The organism is Sorangium sp. So ce1335, assembly GCF_051521615.1.
GTDB lineage: Bacteria > Myxococcota_A > Polyangia > Polyangiales > Polyangiaceae > Sorangium.
On sequence record NZ_CP150363.1, the window covers coordinates 12853963 to 12873051 of the forward strand.

General features: G+C 69.6%; 8 protein-coding genes. All 8 read left to right on the plus strand.

Annotation, left to right across the window (positions count from 1 at the left end; all coding sequences use genetic code 11):
* Nucleotides 1–94 precede the first annotated feature (94 nt).
* The 8 genes from WMF24_RS47995 (at nt 95) to WMF24_RS48030 (ending at nt 18949) form a co-directional block, all read left to right on the plus strand.
* Nucleotides 95–1048, plus strand: a complete 954-nt coding sequence (locus WMF24_RS47995; RefSeq protein WP_437734211.1) for a hypothetical protein — start codon at nt 95–97, stop codon at nt 1046–1048.
* 457 nt (nt 1049–1505) lie between these two features.
* On the plus strand, nt 1506–1886 hold the full coding sequence (locus tag WMF24_RS48000) for a hypothetical protein (RefSeq protein ID WP_437734212.1): 381 nt from the start codon (nt 1506–1508) through the stop codon (nt 1884–1886).
* A gap of 10 nt (nt 1887–1896) precedes the next feature.
* Nucleotides 1897–12669 carry a SpvB/TcaC N-terminal domain-containing protein gene (locus WMF24_RS48005; RefSeq protein ID WP_437734213.1) on the plus strand — a complete coding sequence of 3591 codons (10773 nt, stop codon included), beginning with the start codon at nt 1897–1899 and terminating at the stop codon, nt 12667–12669.
* Nucleotides 12670–12677: 8 nt separating this feature from the next.
* Nucleotides 12678–13034 (plus strand): hypothetical protein, encoded by a 357-nt coding sequence (locus tag WMF24_RS48010; RefSeq protein WP_437734214.1) that lies wholly within the window; start codon nt 12678–12680, stop codon nt 13032–13034.
* 430 nt (nt 13035–13464) lie between these two features.
* Entirely contained in the window at nt 13465–15255 is a 1791-nt protein-coding gene (locus WMF24_RS48015) for a c-type cytochrome (protein ID WP_437734215.1), read from the plus strand.
* 375 nt (nt 15256–15630) lie between these two features.
* Nucleotides 15631–16242: a hypothetical protein gene (locus WMF24_RS48020; RefSeq protein WP_437734216.1), complete on the plus strand. Its 612-nt coding sequence runs from the start codon at nt 15631–15633 to the stop codon at nt 16240–16242.
* Between the two features lie 32 nt (nt 16243–16274).
* Nucleotides 16275–16931, plus strand: coding sequence for a hypothetical protein (locus tag WMF24_RS48025; protein WP_437734217.1), 657 nt, complete (start codon nt 16275–16277; stop codon nt 16929–16931).
* Nucleotides 16932–17119: 188 nt separating this feature from the next.
* The gene (locus tag WMF24_RS48030; protein WP_437734218.1) at nt 17120–18949 is read left to right on the plus strand and encodes an ATP-binding protein; all 1830 of its coding nucleotides are present in this window, start codon (nt 17120–17122) and stop codon (nt 18947–18949) included.
* Nucleotides 18950–19089 lie beyond the last annotated feature (140 nt).

Genomic DNA, 19089 nt, shown 5'->3' on the forward strand with positions numbered 1-19089 from the left:
GCCACCGACCAGCGTCCGCCCGCGCTCGCCGGCGCCATGGCCAAAACTTGCCACCCACTCGATCTGCCATTGCGGGCGCGCCTAGCCTGCGCTGATGGCCAGACCTACCTCTCCTATCGAAGAGACCGACGACAACCTCCCCACGCTCGAATCCCTCGCCGACCGGCTCGGCAAGCCGGAGCCGGGGCTCCTCGAGGCCTTGCTCGACGGCACGAGCGAATCCCAGCTCGTCGAGCGAGGGCGGCAGATCGCCTCCTCGCGCGTCCTGACCGACGTGCGCCGCCTCTACGCGACGGCGCACGCGTGCTGGTCGAGCGCGTCGAAGGACAAGCGCGAGAAGCTGCGCGGCTTCTCCCCGGAGCTGCTCGCGCTCGCCGTCGAGCAGGCGCTCGCGCTGGAGCGGCTGCTCGACGCGCACGAGAGCGCCGGCCAGAAGAGGGACGCCACCCGCGCCACAAAGGACGCTGCGCTGCGCGAGACGCTCTCGCGCGCCCTGCTCCTGCGCGACCAGGCCTACGAGGTCCTGCGGGGCGTCGGCGGCTCGGGCAAGGAGGCGCGCGAAGGGCTCGCACAGGCGGTCGGCACCGCGGAGGACCCGGCCGCGCTCGCGCGAGGGCTCACCCAGCTCGCCGCGCTCGGCAAGCGCTACCTCGCGCAGAAGAAGGGCCCCCTCGCCGTGCGCGCCAGGCTGATGCGGCTCGACCAGGACTACGTCGAGCGCCTCGAGGAGACCGCCAGGGAGGTCGCCCAGGCGGCGAAGACCGCGGCCGCGCGGCCCGCGGGCCAGAAGGTCACGGCCGGCGACCTCGACAGGGCCGACGGCATCAACCTGATCCTCCTCGAGCAGATCGTGCGGGTGTTCGAGCGCGCCAACGAGCAGGATCCGGCCATCCCGCGCCTCGTGCCGATCGCGACGCGGCGGCTCTTCAGCCGGCGCACCAGGAAGAAGGTGACCGGCGCGCCGAGCGATGGCACCCCTGGCGGCGCAACCGGCGGTGCGCCGCCAGCGGAGGAGGATCTGCTAGAAGGCGACGACGCGCCGGTCTGAACCGGAAGCGTTCTCCGCGGGGAGAGCACATCGCTGCTCCCCGCATGGAAGCGCGCAGTCCTCGCCGCCGCAGGTGCCCCCGTCCCCGTTCCCCACTCCATTCGTGCGCGTCGGCGCCCCGCAGACGCCACCCGCAGCTTCATCTGCGGGTGAACGTGGCGGAGTCTTGAAGCAGCCGACCCAATCTTGCTTTCCGCGCAAATTGGTCTGGACGGTCTGCCTGTGGTGGTGCTTGCATGCGCGACCATGGTTTCAGGGCGGTAGGCCACTTCGCCTGGAGACTCTTGCGACATCGGGACGCGAGAGAGTGCATCGCGTCCGTTAAAACTCTGTTGGCTCTCGGTGTGAGTCCACGACCTGGACGAGCGACGAAGGAAGAAGCATGCACCAACATGGCAGGTGCGCCCAGGGGCGCAGTGCGGCGGCGAGATGCGCGCTGCCGCAGGTTCGGCTCACCATGGCGGGCTCCGGGGGGCTCTCGGGTTCGCCGCTGCGGAGCGCCCGCTGGTTGGGCGCGATCTTCCTGCTGCTCGTCGCCTGTGACGACGGCGCTTTGCTGGGCGCCGGCCGATCGTCGGACCGGCTGACGTCCAACGATGGCAGCACCGGCGTCACGGAGTGCGACAGCTACCTCGATCAATACGAGCTGTGCATGCAGGCGACGTTGCCGTCACACCAGTTCACCCAGCAGCAGAACGGCATCCGCCGCCAGCGGACCTCGTGGAAGACGATGGCCGACAGCCCCTTCAAGAAGCAAGCGCTGGCGCACGTGTGCCGGCAGGCCATCACCACCGCGCGAGAAGAGTTCCAGGCCTGCACCTGGCACGGCGGACTGTGAGAAAAGGACTATGATGAACGTCATCGGTCGATCCACTGGGGCTCGGGCGACCTGTCTCGTCTTAATCCAGGTGCTGGGGCTCGCTGAGCCGCTCGCGGCGCTGGCCGCGACGTCGTCCCGAGCGCAGAGCGCGAGGGCGAGCGCGGCGGAGCCCAGCCTCCCGCTCGACGAGGCGCTGCGCGAGATCGAGTCCGCGAGGACCGGTATGCCTGGCGCTGCGGCGCCACAGAGCGTGGAGCGCGGTGCGGCGACCGCGCTGCCGGATTCGGGCGACGCGACGACCGTCGCGGCGGTGGCCTCGGCGCAGTGGCTCAACGCCCCCGCGGACGCCGATCCGAGGGCCGCCTGGACGCTCTTCGACGGCGACGCGCGGACGACGCTGTCCTCGCCCTCGGGTGCCCCGATTCGCATGGAGGTCCGCTTCGCCGAGCCCACCTGGATCCACCAGGTCAGCGGCTTCGGGCGGACCCGCGGCGCACTGACCATCACCGTGGATGGCGCCGCGGGCGAGCGTGTCCTCGAGGGCGTGGAGCGGCGCCCGCTGGAGCTGTCGGGCACCCTCGGCCCGCTGCGCATGCCGCTGCCCGTCCTGGCGGAGCGGGCGGTCATCGAATGGCTCCCCGGGGACGAGTCCGGTCTGGCGGAGCTCGCGTTCTGGGGCGCTCGCGATCCGGTGGGCGTGCTGCCGGAAGCGCAGTGGGCCGACCGCGTGACGAGCAACGGCTTCCCGGGAGCGCTCGTCTTCTCCTCGGATCGTGCCACGGCGCGCGTGCGTGAGGCCGGGGGAGGCGCTCAGACCTTCCAGGTCGACGTGTTCGCCGCACCGCGGTCGCTGTCGCGCGCGTTTCTGGTGTACGAGCTCGAGGGCGTCTCGCACTGGAGTGGCGTACCGCGCAGCATCAACGGCGCGGCCGAGCGCGCGTCGGCGGCGCTCCCGCTGGCGAGCGCCAAGTCCGGCCTACAGGTCGAGGAAATCAACCCCGCGTGGCTCAAGCAGGGCGTGAATCAGGTGGCGTTCGGGGCGCCGCGCAGCTCCGTCGAGCACGGCTCCGTGTCGACGTACCGCGTGAGCCACGTGCGCGTGATCGGCATCCCGCACGGCGGCAGCTACGCTGCGGTCTCCCCCGCCGAGCTGTCGAGCATCGCAGGTCGCCCGCCGTTGGCGCAGGCGACCCAGCTCGGATCGGCCTCCTTCGCTGAGCCCTCGGCCCCCCACACGCTCGGCTTCCGCCTGATCGAGCCGTCGGACGGCAAGCTGGTCGCCATCGCCGGAGGAGGGAAGGAGCGCCTCGAGATTCCGCTTCGAGGCCTCTCGTCGGGCTGGCACCAGTGGGACGCGGCGGGCGTGTTCGGAACGCTTGACGCGGTTCGCTTCTCGCTCCACGACGCCAAGGAGCCATTGTCGACCATCGGCGATCTGCGCGTGGCCGCGAGCGCCTCGCCGGCGCAAGCGCGTCCGGAGCTCCGCATTGCCTACCCGCTGCACGGCGAGTGCGAGCAGGGGCGAGCCTACGTCCGGGGCTTCGTGCACGGCGCGGGCGCCGCGGTGACGGGCGTCAGCGTCGATGGCCGCGCCCTCACGCCCGCAGAGCTGGGCGGCGACGGGGCCTTCGAGCTCAGCGTGCCCCAGGCGGGGGGAGGGGCCGCGTGGTCCGTTCAGCTGCGCGCCACCCTGGCCGATGGCTCGACCGTCGCCCGCCAGGTCGAGCTCGGCCCGTGCCTGGACAAGAGCGCGCTCGCGGCCGCGCCCGCCGGCGTCACGCCCGACGTGGGCGCGCCCTATGGCGAGTGGGTCACGCCCGGTGAGGCGAAGACACTGCACTACGCCGGCGCGACGCTCGAGATCCCGGCGGGGGCGGTCTCGGAGCCGGTGCGCATCACGATTCGACCCCTGACGCGCGACCAGGCCTCGCCCCCCGGGCGCGGGCTCGTCAACGTGGTGCCGGGCAGCGGCAGCTTCCGCTTCGGCCCGGCGGGGCTGCGCTTCAAGCGGCCCGTGCGGCTCACGCTGCCGTTCGACCGGGAAGGCATGCCGCCTGCGGCGACGATGCCCAGCATCTCGACCCTCTACTTCGACGAGGCCGTCGCCCTGTGGCGCGCGATCCCCAAGGTGGCGGACGCCAGCGGCGGCGTGATGGTGAGCGAGACCGACCACTTCACCGAGTTCATGAACGCCACGCTCCCGGCGCCGGACGCGCCGGGGCCCAAGAACACGTTGCCCGAGGAGATGAACGGCATCGAGCTCGGCAGCCCCTCGGCCGGCGTGGACCTGATCGATCCGCCGGGCGCGAACCCGCAGCGCACGGCAAACCTGGGCTATCCGCTGCGCGTGCCGCCGGGCCGCAACGGCCTGGACCCCGATCTGGCGCTCACGTACTCGAGCGGCAGCGGCAGCGGCTGGCTCGGCGTCGGCTGGGACGTCAAGATCTCGAGCATCCAGCACGACACGCGCTTCGGCGTCCCGGACTACGATGGTACCAAGATCCAGAATGATCACCCGGGCTCTGTCGCGGGCTCGGTGCGCTACGCGCTCGACGGCGCCCAGCTGACCGCCGTCGGTCCGGCCGCGGGCGGCATGCGTTACCTGCGCCGCATCGAGGGCGCGTTCCAGCGCATCCTCCGGCTGCCCACGGGCGAGCCGGGCATCTTCTACTGGGAGGTGACCGACAAGAACGGGGTGAAGTCGGTCTACGGCAAGACCGCGAACGCGCGGCTCGCCGATCCCAACGACGCCAGCCGCATCTTCAAATGGAACCTGGAGTACACCGAGGACCGGTTCGGGAATCGGATCGTGTTCAAGTACTTCCACGACGAGCAGACGATGTCCGGTGTCATAATGCCGCAGATCTATCCGAAGAAGATCTGCTACGGCGCCATCACGTCGGCGGACGAGGTCGACTGCGACGGGACCTACAACGTGAGCTTCGTGCTCGACGCCGCCGATACGCGGCCCGACCGCACCGTCGACGCGCGGGCCGGCTTCCCGATCAAGACGTCGCGCCGCCTGGAGAGCGTCGAGGTCGCCTTCGGCGACACGATCATCCGCAGCTATGACTTCCGCTACACGGTCGGCGCCTTCCAGAAGACGCTGCTCGAGGAGGTCGGCTTGCTCGGCACCGACGGCACCGAGCTGTACAAGCACGATTTCGAGTACGAGCAGCTGCCCGATACGCCCTTCGCCGAGCCTGAGGTCTGGGGAACGCTGAAGTCGGGCTCGGGTCTGCGCACGGAGTTCGGGCTCTCCCGGACGAAGGGCTCAAGCTTCGGCGGCGGCGGCGGCATCGGATTCAAATCTCCGGTCATCTCCGCGAGCGCGAGCCTAGGCGGCTCCAGCGGGCACAACCGCGTGCGCCGCTCGCCCCTGGATGTCAGCGGCGACGGCATGCTCGACTTCCTCACCGGCGCGAGCAGCAGCGTCAACACGGCGCCGCGCCTCCTGCCCTCCTTCGATCACCTGAGCTACAAGAGCATCCCTGGCGTCGTAGAGAACTCACTCGGCTACACGAGCACCGGCGGCTGGACGGCCGGGGCGGGGCTCTCCGTGCTCGGCGGCGCTCTCGGCCTCGGCGGCAGCCTCGCCCACACGGAAGCCGAGGATCGCCACATCCTCTCCGACATCAACGGCGACGGCTTCGTCGATCAGGTGTGGGTGAGCGACGGTGCCATCAAGTTCCGCAGCGGCGCGAAGGACCGCTTCGGAGGCGAGGAGACGTTCGGCGCGTACGACGAGTCGATGATCGCGTTCGCGAACGCGGATCGCCTGGAGAACCAGAAGAGCAGCTTCTTCCTCGTCGACCCGCTGGCGCGCTGGAAGGCGCCGTTCGCCGGCACGGTGCAGATCGGCGGCGCCATCCAGAAGGACGCGGCGGGCGGCGACGGGGTCACCGTCTCCATCCTCAAGAACGACGCGCTCCCCCCGATCTGGACCCGGACGTTCGCCGGGGACGATCTGGCGCCGTGTGTGCCCACCGCGGGCAACACCTGCAACGGCTCCACGCCGCTCCAGGAGGCGTTGAGCGTCGGGGACGACCTCTACTTCCGCGTGAGCTCCGTCGACGACCCGCGCAAGGACCTCGTGCATTGGTCTCCCGAGATCGCGTACCAGGGCATTCCCTCCGGCCGCGTCGACGACCGCGAGGTGTACGGCGCGTTCGTCTACCGCACGTCGCTGGCCGACGATTTCCGCCTCGTGGGCATGCCGAAGCGGCCCTGGATCCCGAACGCGCCGGGCGTGGTCAGCGTATCCGGAGAGTCGATCAAGCGCTCGACCTCCGACGACGTCGAGCTCAACGTCTACAAGGTCCCGTCCACTGCGACCACGTGGGATGCCGCAGTGCGCGTGGCGCACACCCCCCTGGCCGCCAGCTTCGAGGGGACGTATCAGGTCAATGCGACCGGCATCCGCGTCGAGACGGGCGACTTGCTCTACTTCGAGCTGAAGTCAGATTCGCCCGTGGATCCCGAGCGGGTGGGCTGGGAGCCCATCGTCGAGTACACGCGCTACAGCCGGCCCGACCCGGAAGCCGAGGTCTACGTGGAGGGGGACGTGCTCGGGTGCGGTCCCTCCGAGGAAGATCCGGAGACGACCGTCTGCGAGATCGCGAACGATCCGACGCCGGAAGATCCGGTGCCGCTGAGCTTCATCCTGCACCAGCCGGAGGTGAACGTCGCCGTCTTCATGTGGCAGGCCGGCGCGCCGACGACGCCGGTGACGGCGGAGAGCTCGACCAGCGCGGGCACCTTCATGAAGGGCATCACGAGCCACCCGGTGTGCGCCCTCGTGCAGGGCGTCAACAAGCTCTTCTCGAAGGCGTGCCTCGGCCCAACGGCGACGGGCCCCGCCGCGCTCGCCGCTCCGGTCGGCATCACCCCGGGCGAGCCCATCTACTTCACCCTGATCTCCAGGTCGCCCCTCACGCGCGTCGGCGCGACGCCCGGTGATGGCCAGGTGTACTGGGATCCCTCGACCGGAGGGGACCTCGCGCCCGTCAACGTCCGCCGGCTGGATCCGAGCTTCGGAGACACCGGGGCGCCGGCGCCCACGCACGACATGATGGCGGGCGGATACCACCGGTGGTCGTTCGGGGATCATCGCGGCGACCAGACCTTCAGCGAGTCCGCGATCCAGCATGCGAACGTGAGCAGCGACACGTCGCCCTTCTTCTTCGCGACCATCTCCCGCGCGGGGGGGCTGCGCGGCGGCGCAGGCCCCGTGTACAGCACGCGCGGTCAGAACAGCTTCGTGGGGCGCGGCCTGTTCTCGCCCGGGCGCACGAAGGCCGGCCGCGGCTTCTCGGGGAGCGCGGGCATCGAGGCGCTGCGGCTGTCCGATACGTGGAGCTACGGCCTGGACGCCAACGCCTTCGGCGTGGCGAGCGTGGGGATCGGCGCGGCCGACACCACGGGTGAGGTCGACTTCCTCGACATGAACGGGGACAGCCTGCCCGACCTGGTGACGCGCAACGGCGTCCTGTTCAACACCGGCGACGGCTTCACCTCGAAGCGCGCGGTCGACTTCGACGAGTTCCGCGAGGTCGACCAGGAGAGCATGCGCTTCAAGGCGAGCATGGCGCTCGGCGGCAACGACGAGAAGAACCAGGCGGTCCCGGACACGGACACGCGCGGCCGGACACGCGCGGTCATGTCCACGAGCTTCTCCGTCGGACTCGACTACGCCGTGAGCTCCGCGAAGACGGAGCTGCTCGACATCAACCATGACGGCCTGCCGGACCGCGTATCCTTCAGCCCCGCCGGCGGAAACCCCGTCGTGCGCCTCAACACCGGCTACGGCCTCACGGCGCCCATCGAGTGGCCGAATCCGGACTGGGCCGCCAGCGGCATCGGCCTCCGTGAGGACGTGCTGAACTCCATCAACGTGATGGACGTCGAGACCGGCCCGAACGCGGCGCGCTTCGAGGACACCGGCTCGCTCAGCGCAGGCGTCTCGGTCGGCGCGTCGTTCAGCGTGGGCCTGTTCGGGGGCGGCGGGCACGTCGGCGCGGGGTACGTCTACAGCATCAACCGGCAGGCGGTGGACTTCATCGACGTCAACGGCGATGGCCTGCTCGATCACGTGAGCCGGCTGCCGTACGACCCGCAGCTCCGGGTCAAGCTGAACCTGGGCGATCGCTTCGACACGGAGCAGCCGTGGGAGCTCCCGCCATGGCCGAACCACGTGGAGGATGAGTTCGCCACCGTCGGCTCGAAGATTCTGGAGACCTTCGACGCCAACAAGCGCAAGCAAGAGGCGCTGACCGTCTCCAGCTCGCGCGACTACAGCGCGACGTTCGATGCCGAGATCTGTTACTTCTTCGTCTGCGGGAGCGTCTACGGTTTCTACAACGACACGGCAGGCGGCAGCGACGTGGCCTGGCGCGACGTGAACGGCGACGGGCTGGTCGATCACGTCGCCAAGGTCGACGGCCAGGCCGATGTCTGGGTCAAGCTGAACCAGCTCGGGAGGGCCAACCTCCTCACGGCCGTCAATCGCCCCTTCGACGGCAGGTTCGAGCTCGAGTACGAGCGTTACGGCAACGAGGTCGGCGACGAGGCCGAGCCGAGCGTCGACCTGCCGGGCAACAGCTACGCCCTCGTCTCGGTCGTCTCGATGGACGGCCGTGGCCAGATCCTCGGTCAGACCCTGGACTACACGACGCCGGCGGGCGGAGCCGCCCGCGCGCAGACGGGCAAGTACGATCGCGTCGAGCGCGAGGACTACGGCTCGTCGATCGTCACCATGACGCGCGGCGTGAAGGACAGCGAGGGCGAGTGGGTGGACGGCTCGGGCGACGGCTCGCAGATCGAGACGCACTACTACAATCAGGATTACTACCGTCGTGGGCTGGTCCACCAGGCGATCGAGCGCGGCTTCTCGGCGAGCGGCGAGCTCGTCCCCTACACGCGCCAGACGTTCACGTACGAAGACCCGACGCCCGGCGGGGCGAGCGTGCAGGACAAGCCGGATCCCATCGTCGGCTCGTTCTTCCCCGCGGAGACGCACCGCACGACGGAGTGGTTCGAGGGAGAGGCGACGGCGCAGAAATCCACGGCGGAGCAGCGAACCTGGAACTTCGACCACGGCGGCCTCGATACGCTCTTCCTGAGCGCCGACGAGGGCGCCGCGGACGACCTGTTCTACAAGGTCGAGTACGACACGCGCGGCTTCAGCTACTCGAGCCCCGACGAGCTGTACCTCGCGCGGCCGGACAGGGTGGTGGCGCGCAGCGGAAGCGCGTCGGGCGCCGTGCTGCGTGACCGGCGGGCCACCTATCACCCCACGACGGGCGTGCTCGAGACGTTCAGCCACCACATCACCGGAGGCGGCATTCCGGGCTCCAGCGCGACGTACAACGACGCCGCGGGCACGGTCACGATCGAGCGGGACGAGTTCGGCAACATCCACAAGGTGATCGATCCAAACGCGTACGAGCTCACCTACGAATACGACGAGACGGGGATCTACCGGACGAGCATCACCGACTCCTTCGGCTACACGTCGACGAGCACCCCGAACTACCTGTTCGGCACCGTCTACACCACGACCGACCTGAACGGTCACCGGACGAGGTACAGCTACGACGGCTTCGGGCGCCTGGTCGCCGTGTGGGGGCCGAACGATTTCGTGGCGGATCCCGCCGCACAGGAGGATGTGGCTCCCATGCTGCGCGCCGTGTATGGGCTGCAGCCGGGGGCTCCTGCCGCGCCGTTCTGGGCGATCATGGGCCACAAGGACGTCGTCCGCAACGCGCCCACACTCCCGCCCCATCAGCACGACTACGTCGAGACGGTCACCTTCATAGACGGCTTCGATCGCGTCATCCAGACGAAGAAGGATCTCGAGAAGGACTTCGGCGACCACACCGAGGTCGGGATGACCGTCAGCGGCCATATCGAGTTCGACGAACGTGGGCGCCCGAAGGCGCAGGGCCAGCCCATCTTCAGCACGGCGGCCGCCACCGCCTTGGTGGACGTGCCGGAGATCGAGCCCAACTCGGTCGCCCTCTCCACGACGTGGCAGTACGACGCCCTCGGGCGCGTGACCAGGATGACGACGCCCGCGGATCTGGAGGACATCGAGCTGAGCTTCGTCGAGACCGAGATGACCTACGGTTTCGGACTGGATCATGAGGGAGCCCTGCGCTTCCGCACCACGGTAACGGAGCCCGGCAACCGGATGACCATCCAGCACCGTGACGTCATGGATCGCGTCGTCGAGACGATCGAGCGCGCGAACCCGGCGGACGGCACGCCGATCGTCACCCAGTATCGCTACAACCCCGTGGGCGACCTGGTCGAGGTCGAGGACGCTCGTGGCAACGTCACGACCGCGACGTTCGACACGCTCGGACGCATGGTGAGCCTGAACAGCCCCGACGCCGGGCTCATCGAGTGGGAGTACGATCTGGTCGGCAACCTGCGGGAGAAGCAGACCGCGAAGCTGCGGGCGTCGTCGCAGCGCATCATCTACGAGTACGACTTCAATCGCCTGCGGCAGGTCACCTATCCGACGAGCACGCCGCGGGTCTACACCTACGGTGGTCCGGAACTCGCGGGCGACGAGAATGGGAATGTCGCCGGCCGCGTCATGACGGAGACCAGCGAGGCCGGCGAGCGCACCTTTCGCTACGATCGGTACGGCAACAGGGTCCAGCTCCAGGTGACGTTCCCGCGGCTGCGGGAGCCGCACCGCGGTCCCTACCGTTACCAGGTCGAGCATCGGTTCGACTCGTTCGGACGGGTGCTGCGCATTCTCTTCCCGGACCTGCGGGTCGGGACCAACCCCGACCAGATGCCGCTCGGCGATCCGAGCCGCGAGGTGCTCAGCTACAGCTACGACGCCGGAGGCAACCTGAAGAGCATCCTCGGGCTGAACACGCAGATCAACGAGCAGCACCCCGACGAGTCACCGAACACGATCTATCTGGCGCACATCGGCTACGACGAATTCGGGCAGAAAGTCCGGCTCATCGCCGGCAACTTCATCGAGACGACGTACCAGTACAAGCCGCGCTCGCGGAGGCTCGCCAACGTCAACGCGGACCATCGCGACCCGTTCCTGCGCCAGCAGAACAAGCCGGCGAGGCCGTTCCAGCGGCTCGCCTACACGTACGACGAAGCCGGGAACGTGACCGAGCTGCGGAACGACGCGGAGCTCGACCCCCAGATGAATGGCAGCGTGCTCGTGGGCAACCTGAAGCACACGTACCAGTACGACGCGCTGGACCGGCTGACGCTGGCGACCGGCGTGGTGCAGGCCAGGTCCCATGAGAGGTATCGCTACACGCAGGCGTTCGAGTACGACGACATCCACAATATCATCAGGAAGACGAACCGGAGCCTGCGGCAGGTGCCAGACACTTCCGAGCTCGATGAACAGGATGGCGAAGCTGACGGGTGGCGGATCGATCAAGTCATCCCCGAGCAGACGTACGACGCGAACTACACCTACGCAGGGCCCCGGCCTCACGCCGTCACGAATACCTCCGAGCTGCTCCACGCGGAGTCGCGGCGCTACGATCGCGGTTACCAGTACGACGAGAGCGGCAATCAGCGGATGTGGACCTTTCGCGACGCCACCCGCGAGATCATCTGGAACGAAGAGAACCTCGCGAGTGAGATCAAGCTCTTCAACCAGACCCGATCGAGGAATCTCTACGACGGCGAGGGGCAGCGCGCGATCTCGAAGCACGACGTCGTGGGCCAGGAGGAGACGGCGTACATCAGCCAGGATCTCACGATCCGCGACGGCCGCTACCTCACCAAGCACGTGTACGCGGGGGGGAAGCAGCTCGCGTCCAAGATGGACAGCGCCTGGCTGAACTACCCGCCGACGCTGTACTTCCACACCGACCACCTCAGTAGCACGCAGTACTCGAGCAGCGAAGAGCAGACGCTCATCCAGCACAACGAGTACTTCCCGAGCGGCGAGCTCTGGCGGGATGAGACCGACTCTCGCTACGAGCTGGCGCGCCGCTACACGTTCAGCGGCAAGGAGCTCGATGTCGGAACCGGGCTCTACTATTTCGGAGCGCGGTACTACGATGGGCGCCAGAGCCAGTGGCTGAGCCCGGATCCGATTCTTGATGTGTATATAAGCAACGCCAATGCGACGTCACTGCGACGCATCTCGAATATGGACCGTTCTAAAGCAGGCGACGCCATCGCTGGTAGCCCATGGCTCCGGAGCATGTTACCCACGAAAGGGCGGCGAGAGTGCAATCCTCGAACGACAGGCTGCGAGCGTTCTGGAACTCAAATGACCGGCGGTCACGGAGAAACGTCTCATTCCGTGCTCCACCCGAAGAACATGGCCCTGTACACATATACGTGGAACAATCCGCTGCGGTTCGTTGATCCCACCGGGCTTCTTGTGGATGCGGTGTACGACACGGCAGCAGGAACTCTTACGGTAACCGACAGAGACACAAAGAAGTCGATTACTGTTGAGGTTGAATCGGGAGGGAAGCCATATGGCGATCCTATTCCAAAGGGCAACTGGGAGATCCTCGAGCGCGGTGGGAAACCGGATTGGTTCCGTCTCGATGCTGTGGATACGAAGCCTCGCGATGATGTTCATGAGCCAACGGGACGTGGCGAGTTCAGGTTGCATGGACCTGGGAACACGATCGGGTGCATCGCATGCAAGGACCGGAAGAAATATAATGAACTCGTCAAGCTTATCCATGAAACGAAAACGGACGTGGTGACTGATCAGGGGGGGCCTTGGTACAAGTTCTGGTCGAATGAAAAAATTAAGAAGTTCGGCGATCTGACCGTGAAATAGGATGAGCCATGCTTCCCAGTGATGTGGGTGTTGTGCGTCGCAGGTGGAACGTGTTGGTGGTTGGTCTGCTCGCTGGCGCGGTGGCTCAGCACTGGATGGTCGGTGCACGCATCGCCCACGCCGCTACGATCTGCTGGAAGACAGGAGCGGAAGCGGGGCTGATAACCGTGCACGGCGTCCCCCAGATCATGTTTGTTCTGGTAAGCGGGATCGGTGTCGCTTTGAGCGTTCTGGCGGCGCAGCGACTGCTGATCGAGCGGGGCCTTGGTGGATATCTGGCGCTGCTCTCGACGGCTGCCTACATCGCGGGAGTCACGGTGTGGTGTGCGCTCCTCGCGACGCCGTTCGTGCGCATCGTATATTGAGATGGCAGGCGTCGCGCGGCCCCACAGCCCTGACGCGCCCTCCAGCGGCAACCCGCCGCGCCGCGACGGGACACCGGGCTGGCTGCGCGCGCTCCACGGTGGGCGGTGAGGTGGTCCAGCCTTTGACCTCCTCTCCGCCCAGGGTGAAGGGGGGACCCGCGCAGCGCCTCCGGACGCCGCGTTGCCCACGGCCGCGGCGCGCGCCTTCCTTCGTACCACGCCCGAGAACACGCCTTCCCGGTTCCCCCGCCTGCGGCGCCAGACTCCCAGCCTGCGGCGCGGCGCGGCGCGGTGCGCTCCGCGCCCAGCGCCAGCCGCCGTCCAAAATCTCGTCATATCCATGGAATCCTTCTTGCTGAGCTCGCGCGCGCGGCGAACGGAGGAACTCATGCGCCAGCGACTTTCTCGTCCTCTCGTCCTCGTAGGGACCTTGATCACGAGCGTTTTCTCGTCCTTCCTCACGGCCTGCGGGCCATCCGATCTGCCCGGGATCCTCGAGCCGGGCATGGACGGCCCTGATCGGCGGATCACGGTGACCGAGGTGCCGCCGCCGGCCATCAGCGGCGGCACGCTGATCATCGCCAGCGACGGGCACACGGCGGTGGCGGCAGACCCCGACCGCGACCGCGTCGTCATCGTCGATCTCGACGGCGGCGCGCCGGCGGAGGTCCGGCTGGAGCACGGCGACGAGCCCGGGCGACTCGTCGAGGACGCGAGCGGCCGGGTCCACGTGGCGCTCCGGCGCGCCGGGGCCGTCGTGACGCTCGATGTCGAGACGCGGTCGGTCCTCGACCGCCGCGAGGTCTGCCCCGCGCCCCGCGGGGTCGCCTACGACGCCGCGCGCGACGCCATCCACGTCGCCTGCGCCGGCGGCGAGCTCGTGACGCTCCCGGCCGAAGGCGGACCCGCCGTCCGCAAGCTCCGCCCCGCCGCCGACCTGCGCGACGTCGTGGTCGAAGGCCATCGGCTCCTCGTCAGCCGCTTCAAGTCCGCAGAGACGCTCGTCATCGGCCCCGACGGCGAGGTCCTCGCGCGCCGCACGCTCCCCGACTTCCACGCGTCCGGCTTCGGCGGGACCAGGCCCTCCTATACGCCGTCGGTGGCCTGGCGCATGGCGCCGCTCCCGGGCGGGGGCGCCGTGATGCTCCACCAGCGTGCGATGTCGACGCAGGTCACCCTCAGCCCGGGCGGTTATTACCAGGCGAGCAACTGCGATGGGAACATCGTGCACGGTGCGGTCAGCACGATCGAGCCGGCCGACGCCGAGGTCGAACGGACCGCCCCCGCGGCCGCGCTCGCGCGCGTCTCGCTCCCCGTCGACATCGCCGTGGCGCCCGACGGCAAGCGCGTGGCCGTGGTGGCAGCCGGCAACGACATGGTCGTGAGCACGACCCTCGACGACGTGGAGGGCGGGGAGGGGAACTGCGCCCCCGCGGCCACGCCGCACCAGGTGAGCGGGCAGCCGATCGCCGTGGCGATCGACGGCCGGGGCGACATCGTCGTGCAGCTCCGCGAGCCGGCGGCCCTGGAGGTGATCCGCGGGCCGGAGGCCGTGGGGGGGCTCGACCCGCGCACCATCGCGCTGCCGGGCGCGAGCGTGCGGGACACCGGCCACGAGATGTTCCACCGCCCGCCGAACGGCGTGAGCGCCGTGGCGTGCGCGTCGTGCCACCCCGAAGGACACGAGGACGGACGGACGTGGATCTTCGATCCCGTGGGGAAGCGGCGGACCCAGGCCATGGGCGGCGGCATCCTCCAGACGGCGCCCCTCCACTGGAGCGGCGACCTGATGGACCTCGACGGCCTGATGGGCGAGGTGTTCGTCTCCCGCATGGGCGGACCGAAGCCCGGCGCCCGGCGGCTCGATCTGATGGCCCGCTACATCGACAGCCTCCCCGCCTTCCCGGCGTCGCCGCCCGAGGACGACGCCGCCGTGGCGCGCGGCGCGGCCCTCTTCCACGACAAGAAGGTGGCCTGCGCGGATTGCCACAGCGGCCCGATGCTCACGAACAACCGGAACGAGGACGTCGGCAAGGACGAGATCCTCCAGGTGCCCTCGCTCCTCGGCATCGCCGGGCGCGCGCCGTTCATGCACGACGGCTGCGCGGCGACGCTCCGCGATCGCTTCGATCCGCAGTGCGGGGGCGACAAACACGGCGACGTCTCCGGCCTGACCCCGGCGCAGATCGACGACCTCATCGCGTACCTCGAGTCGCTCTGAGCCGTCGCCCCGGCGCGCTCCTCGCGTGGAGCGACCGGGGCGTTCCTCATCACCCGCAGCCGATTCCCGGGGCCGATTGCCACGATCGCGCCCCGCCGCGGCCTCGCGACAGGCGCGGCGGCAGGGCCGCAAGAGACGGGAAATCCGGACTCACGTCAGGCGGCGGGATGGCGCCCGGTGAACGGCATCGCGTTTGCTCCTTCCCGAAACAATCGACGTCAGACTCCGCCCATCGATGGGCCCGGGCCACAGGCACGGTCCTGTTTCTCTTCTCATGGTCCGCAGGGCCCTCACGGCGCGCACGACAGTCCGGGCCGGGGCTTCCAGCGTGAGAGGCAGACCCGCACGGCGGAGGAGGCTCGCAAGGAGGGCACCATGCCGAGAGGCGACAAATCGAGCTACACGGGCAAGCAGAAGCGACAGGCCGAGCACATCGAGGAGGGGTACGAGAAGCGAGGGGTCCCCGAGGGCGAGGCCGAGCGGCGGGCCTGGGCGACCGTCAACAAGATGACCGGCGGAGGGAAGAAGTCGGGCTCCGGGGTCGGCAAGGAGGTGAACAAGGAGCCGGCGAAGAAGGGCGGCCGCAAGGGCGCCGCGGCGTCGAAGGCGCGGCCGGCCGCGGCGAGGAGCGCGGCGGCGAAGAAGGCGGCGGCGACCCGCAAGCGGAACGCCGCCAAGCGGAGCGCCGCGGCGAGCCCGGGACGGCGCCCGGCCGCGAAGAAGGCGACGAAGAGCGCGGCGAAGCGCTCCGCGACAGGCACCCGCGGCCGCAAGCCGACGTCGACGAGCTCTACGCCGTCGACGACGTCGACGAGGTCGACGAGGTCGACGACCGCGAAGGCGACGAGCAGCCGCCCCCGCGCCGCGCAGGGCACGGCGCGCCGCGGCGGGGCAGGGGCGTCGCGCAAGACGGCGCGCACGACGACGCGCACGACGGCGGCGCGGACGAGGACGGGCGCGCGGCGGCGCGCCGCCGGCGGGTCCTGACCTTGCCTGGAGGAGGGGAGAGGGGAACGACCATGCAGCAAGCTCAGAGCAACGGGGCGGCGATCGACGGGGGCGGACCGGAGAAGGACGAATCCGGGCCGCAGCAGGAGAGCCCGAAGGGGCGCGCGTTCCTGGCGAACCTCGTGCGCGAGCTGTTCCAGACGGAGCACTCGGCGAGGACCCATCCGCTCGTGGAGGCGGAGCGCCTCGGCGACGTGCCGCCGGCGCACGCGATGCGCGCCGTGTCGGCCCACGCGGAGGCGGTGCTGGCGGAGCTCCCGGCGCTGCTGGGCGATCGCGGGCTGCCCGTCAGCGCGGGCGGAAGCGCGGTGGGGGAGGTCTTCTCGGCGCTGCGCGACCGCATCGCGGATCACCTGCTGAGCGCCGAGAAGTCGTACCGCGGCACCCTCCTCGGGATGCGCCACGGCATCGACCTCGTCGAGCTCATCCAGTACGTCGCCGCGGCCGAGGGGGAGACGATCCTCGCGGCGTGGTGCGCGCGCTGGCTCGCGGCGCGCCGGCCTCTGGTGGAGGCGGCCGCCGGCGAGCTCGCGTGGTTCGCGGCGCGTCCGGCGCGCGCCACCCGGGCGGCGAAGGACAGCGCCGTCGCCCACCTCCTCCAGGGACTCGTCAACGGCCTCGAGACCGCGGCGCAGCAGCTCCGCCGCCTCGCAACGCACGCGGGGTAACGCCCGGCGGACGCCTGGTCGAGGCGTCGTTCGACGCTCAGCTCCGCTGCGCGGGCGCGCGCGGCGGTCTACCCCCCTCCCTCTGACGCGCCGTGCCGCCGGCGGGGTTCTTCTCGCCCCGTCTCGCCTGGTCCGTCGCTCCGTGCTGAAGTGGAGGGACCGTCCGGCGACACGCAGCCGAGTCGCCTTTGCACTCGAGCGCCACGCTCGAGCGGGAGCAGCCGGTGGCCACGACGTCGATGGAGAACATGGATTCGCACAACGGTGGCGCCGCGGAGGGTCTGGAGCCAGCCCCGCCCGCGGCGGCGGCGCCCGCCTCGGATCCGCCGCGGCAGGGCGGGGCGGCGGGGGGCGCGCTGCTCGAGGACGATCCCCATGGACTGCACGGCTCCCACGCGGACTGCGCGCTGCTCGACGCCTTCTTCCAGGCGACGAGCGCGGGGCTCGCCGTGATCGACCGCGACCTCCGGGTCGTACGCCTCAACCAGGCGCTGGCGGACATCAACGGGCTCCCCCTGGAGGCGCACCTCGGCAAGACGATCCCCGAGCTGCTGCCGGCGATGGGGGACGCGATCGTGGCCCCGCTCCGCCGCGCCCTGGAGACGGGGGAGGCGTTCACCGCCGAGGTGACGGGGTGGACGTGGGCGTCGGACCAGCCGCGCGCGTGGCTCGTCAACTACGCCCCCGTGCGCTCGAAGGACGGGAACGTCGTCGGCGTCGGGACGGTCGTGCTCGACATCACCGAGCGCAAGCGGACGGAAATGAGGCTCCAGGAAGAGGGCGAGACGCTGGAGCTGCTCAACCGCACGGGCAAGCAGATCGCCGCGGAGCTCGACCTGGAGAAGCTCGTGCAGGCGGTGACCGACGCGGCAACCCGGCTGAGCGGCGCCCAGTTCGGCGCGTTCTTCTACAACGTCACGAACGCGGAGGGGAAGAGTTACACGCTCTACACCATCTCGGGCGTGTCCCGGGAGCACTTCTCCGGGTTCCCGATGCCGCGCAACACGCACGTGTTCGCGCCGACCTTCAACGGAGAAAGCGTCGTGCGCCTCGACGACGTGACGCAGGATCCGCGCTACGGGAACAACCCGCCTTACAAGGGCATGCCGGAGGGCCACCTGCCGGTGGTCAGCTACCTGGCCGTGCCGGTGATCTCGCGCTCCGGGAGCGTCATCGGCGGCCTGTTCTTCGGGCACCCGGCGCGCGGCGTCTTCACCGAGCGGGCGGAGAAGCTCGTCGTCGGCCTCGCGGCGCAGGCCGCGATCGCCATGGACAACGCGCACCTGTTCCGGAGGGCGCAGAACCTCATCCAGGCCCTCGAGCGGAGCAACCAGGAGCTCGACCGCTTCGCCTACGTGGCGAGTCACGATCTGAAGGCGCCGCTGCGCGCGATCGCGAACCTCTCGCAGTGGATCGAGGACGACCTCATCGACAAGGCGTCGGGGGAGACGCGCCATCACATGGAGCTCCTGCGCTCGCGCGTCCTGCGGCTGGAGTCGCTCATCGACGGCATCCTCCGCTACTCGCGCGCCGGGCGCGCCCGCGACAAGCCGCAGACGGTGGTGGTGCGGAAGCTGATCCACGAGGTGCTCGCGCTGCTCACGATCCCCGAGGGCGCGTCGATCGAGATCGCGGGGGGCATGCCGACCCTCTTCACCGAGCGGGTGCCGCTCGAGCAGGTCTTTCTGAACCTGATCGGCAACGCGCTGAAGTACGCCGGCCGCCCGGACGCGCGCGTCGAGGTGCGGGGGCGGGACCTCGGCGATGTCTGGGAGTTCTCGGTGAAGGACAACGGGCCCGGGATCGCCCCGCAGTACCACCAGAAGGTCTGGGAGATCTTCCAGACCCTGAACCCGCGCGACAACATCGAGGGGACGGGCATCGGGCTCTCGATCGTGCAGAAGATCGTGCTCAGCAAGGGCGGGCACGCGTGGGTCGAGTCCGAGAAGGGCGCGGGCGCCACGTTCTTCTTCACCTGGCCCCGCCTCGAGACGGACGCGACGAGCAGCGTGCCCTGAGGCGCGGGAGCGCGCCGCGCGGGGGCGTGACAATCCGCCACGCCCCGCGCCGCGTGAGGCAGCGAGGGACCGCGCCGCCGCGCCGTCGGTCGCCCCGCGGGCGGGCTGTCCGCTCCGCCGGGGTCCGCGAGGTGCTCGGC

Bases quoted from the DNA above. Each gene is read 5' to 3' on its own strand.
- WMF24_RS47995 (WP_437734211.1), top strand. From the start codon at position 95: ATGGCCAGACCTACCTCTCCTATCGAAGAGACCGACGACAACCTCCCC.
- WMF24_RS48000 (WP_437734212.1), top strand. From the start codon at position 1,506: ATGGCGGGCTCCGGGGGGCTCTCGGGTTCGCCGCTGCGGAGCGCCCGC.
- WMF24_RS48005 (WP_437734213.1), top strand. From the start codon at position 1,897: ATGATGAACGTCATCGGTCGATCCACTGGGGCTCGGGCGACCTGTCTC.
- WMF24_RS48010 (WP_437734214.1), top strand. From the start codon at position 12,678: ATGCTTCCCAGTGATGTGGGTGTTGTGCGTCGCAGGTGGAACGTGTTG.
- WMF24_RS48020 (WP_437734216.1), top strand. From the start codon at position 15,631: ATGCCGAGAGGCGACAAATCGAGCTACACGGGCAAGCAGAAGCGACAG.
- WMF24_RS48025 (WP_437734217.1), top strand. From the start codon at position 16,275: ATGCAGCAAGCTCAGAGCAACGGGGCGGCGATCGACGGGGGCGGACCG.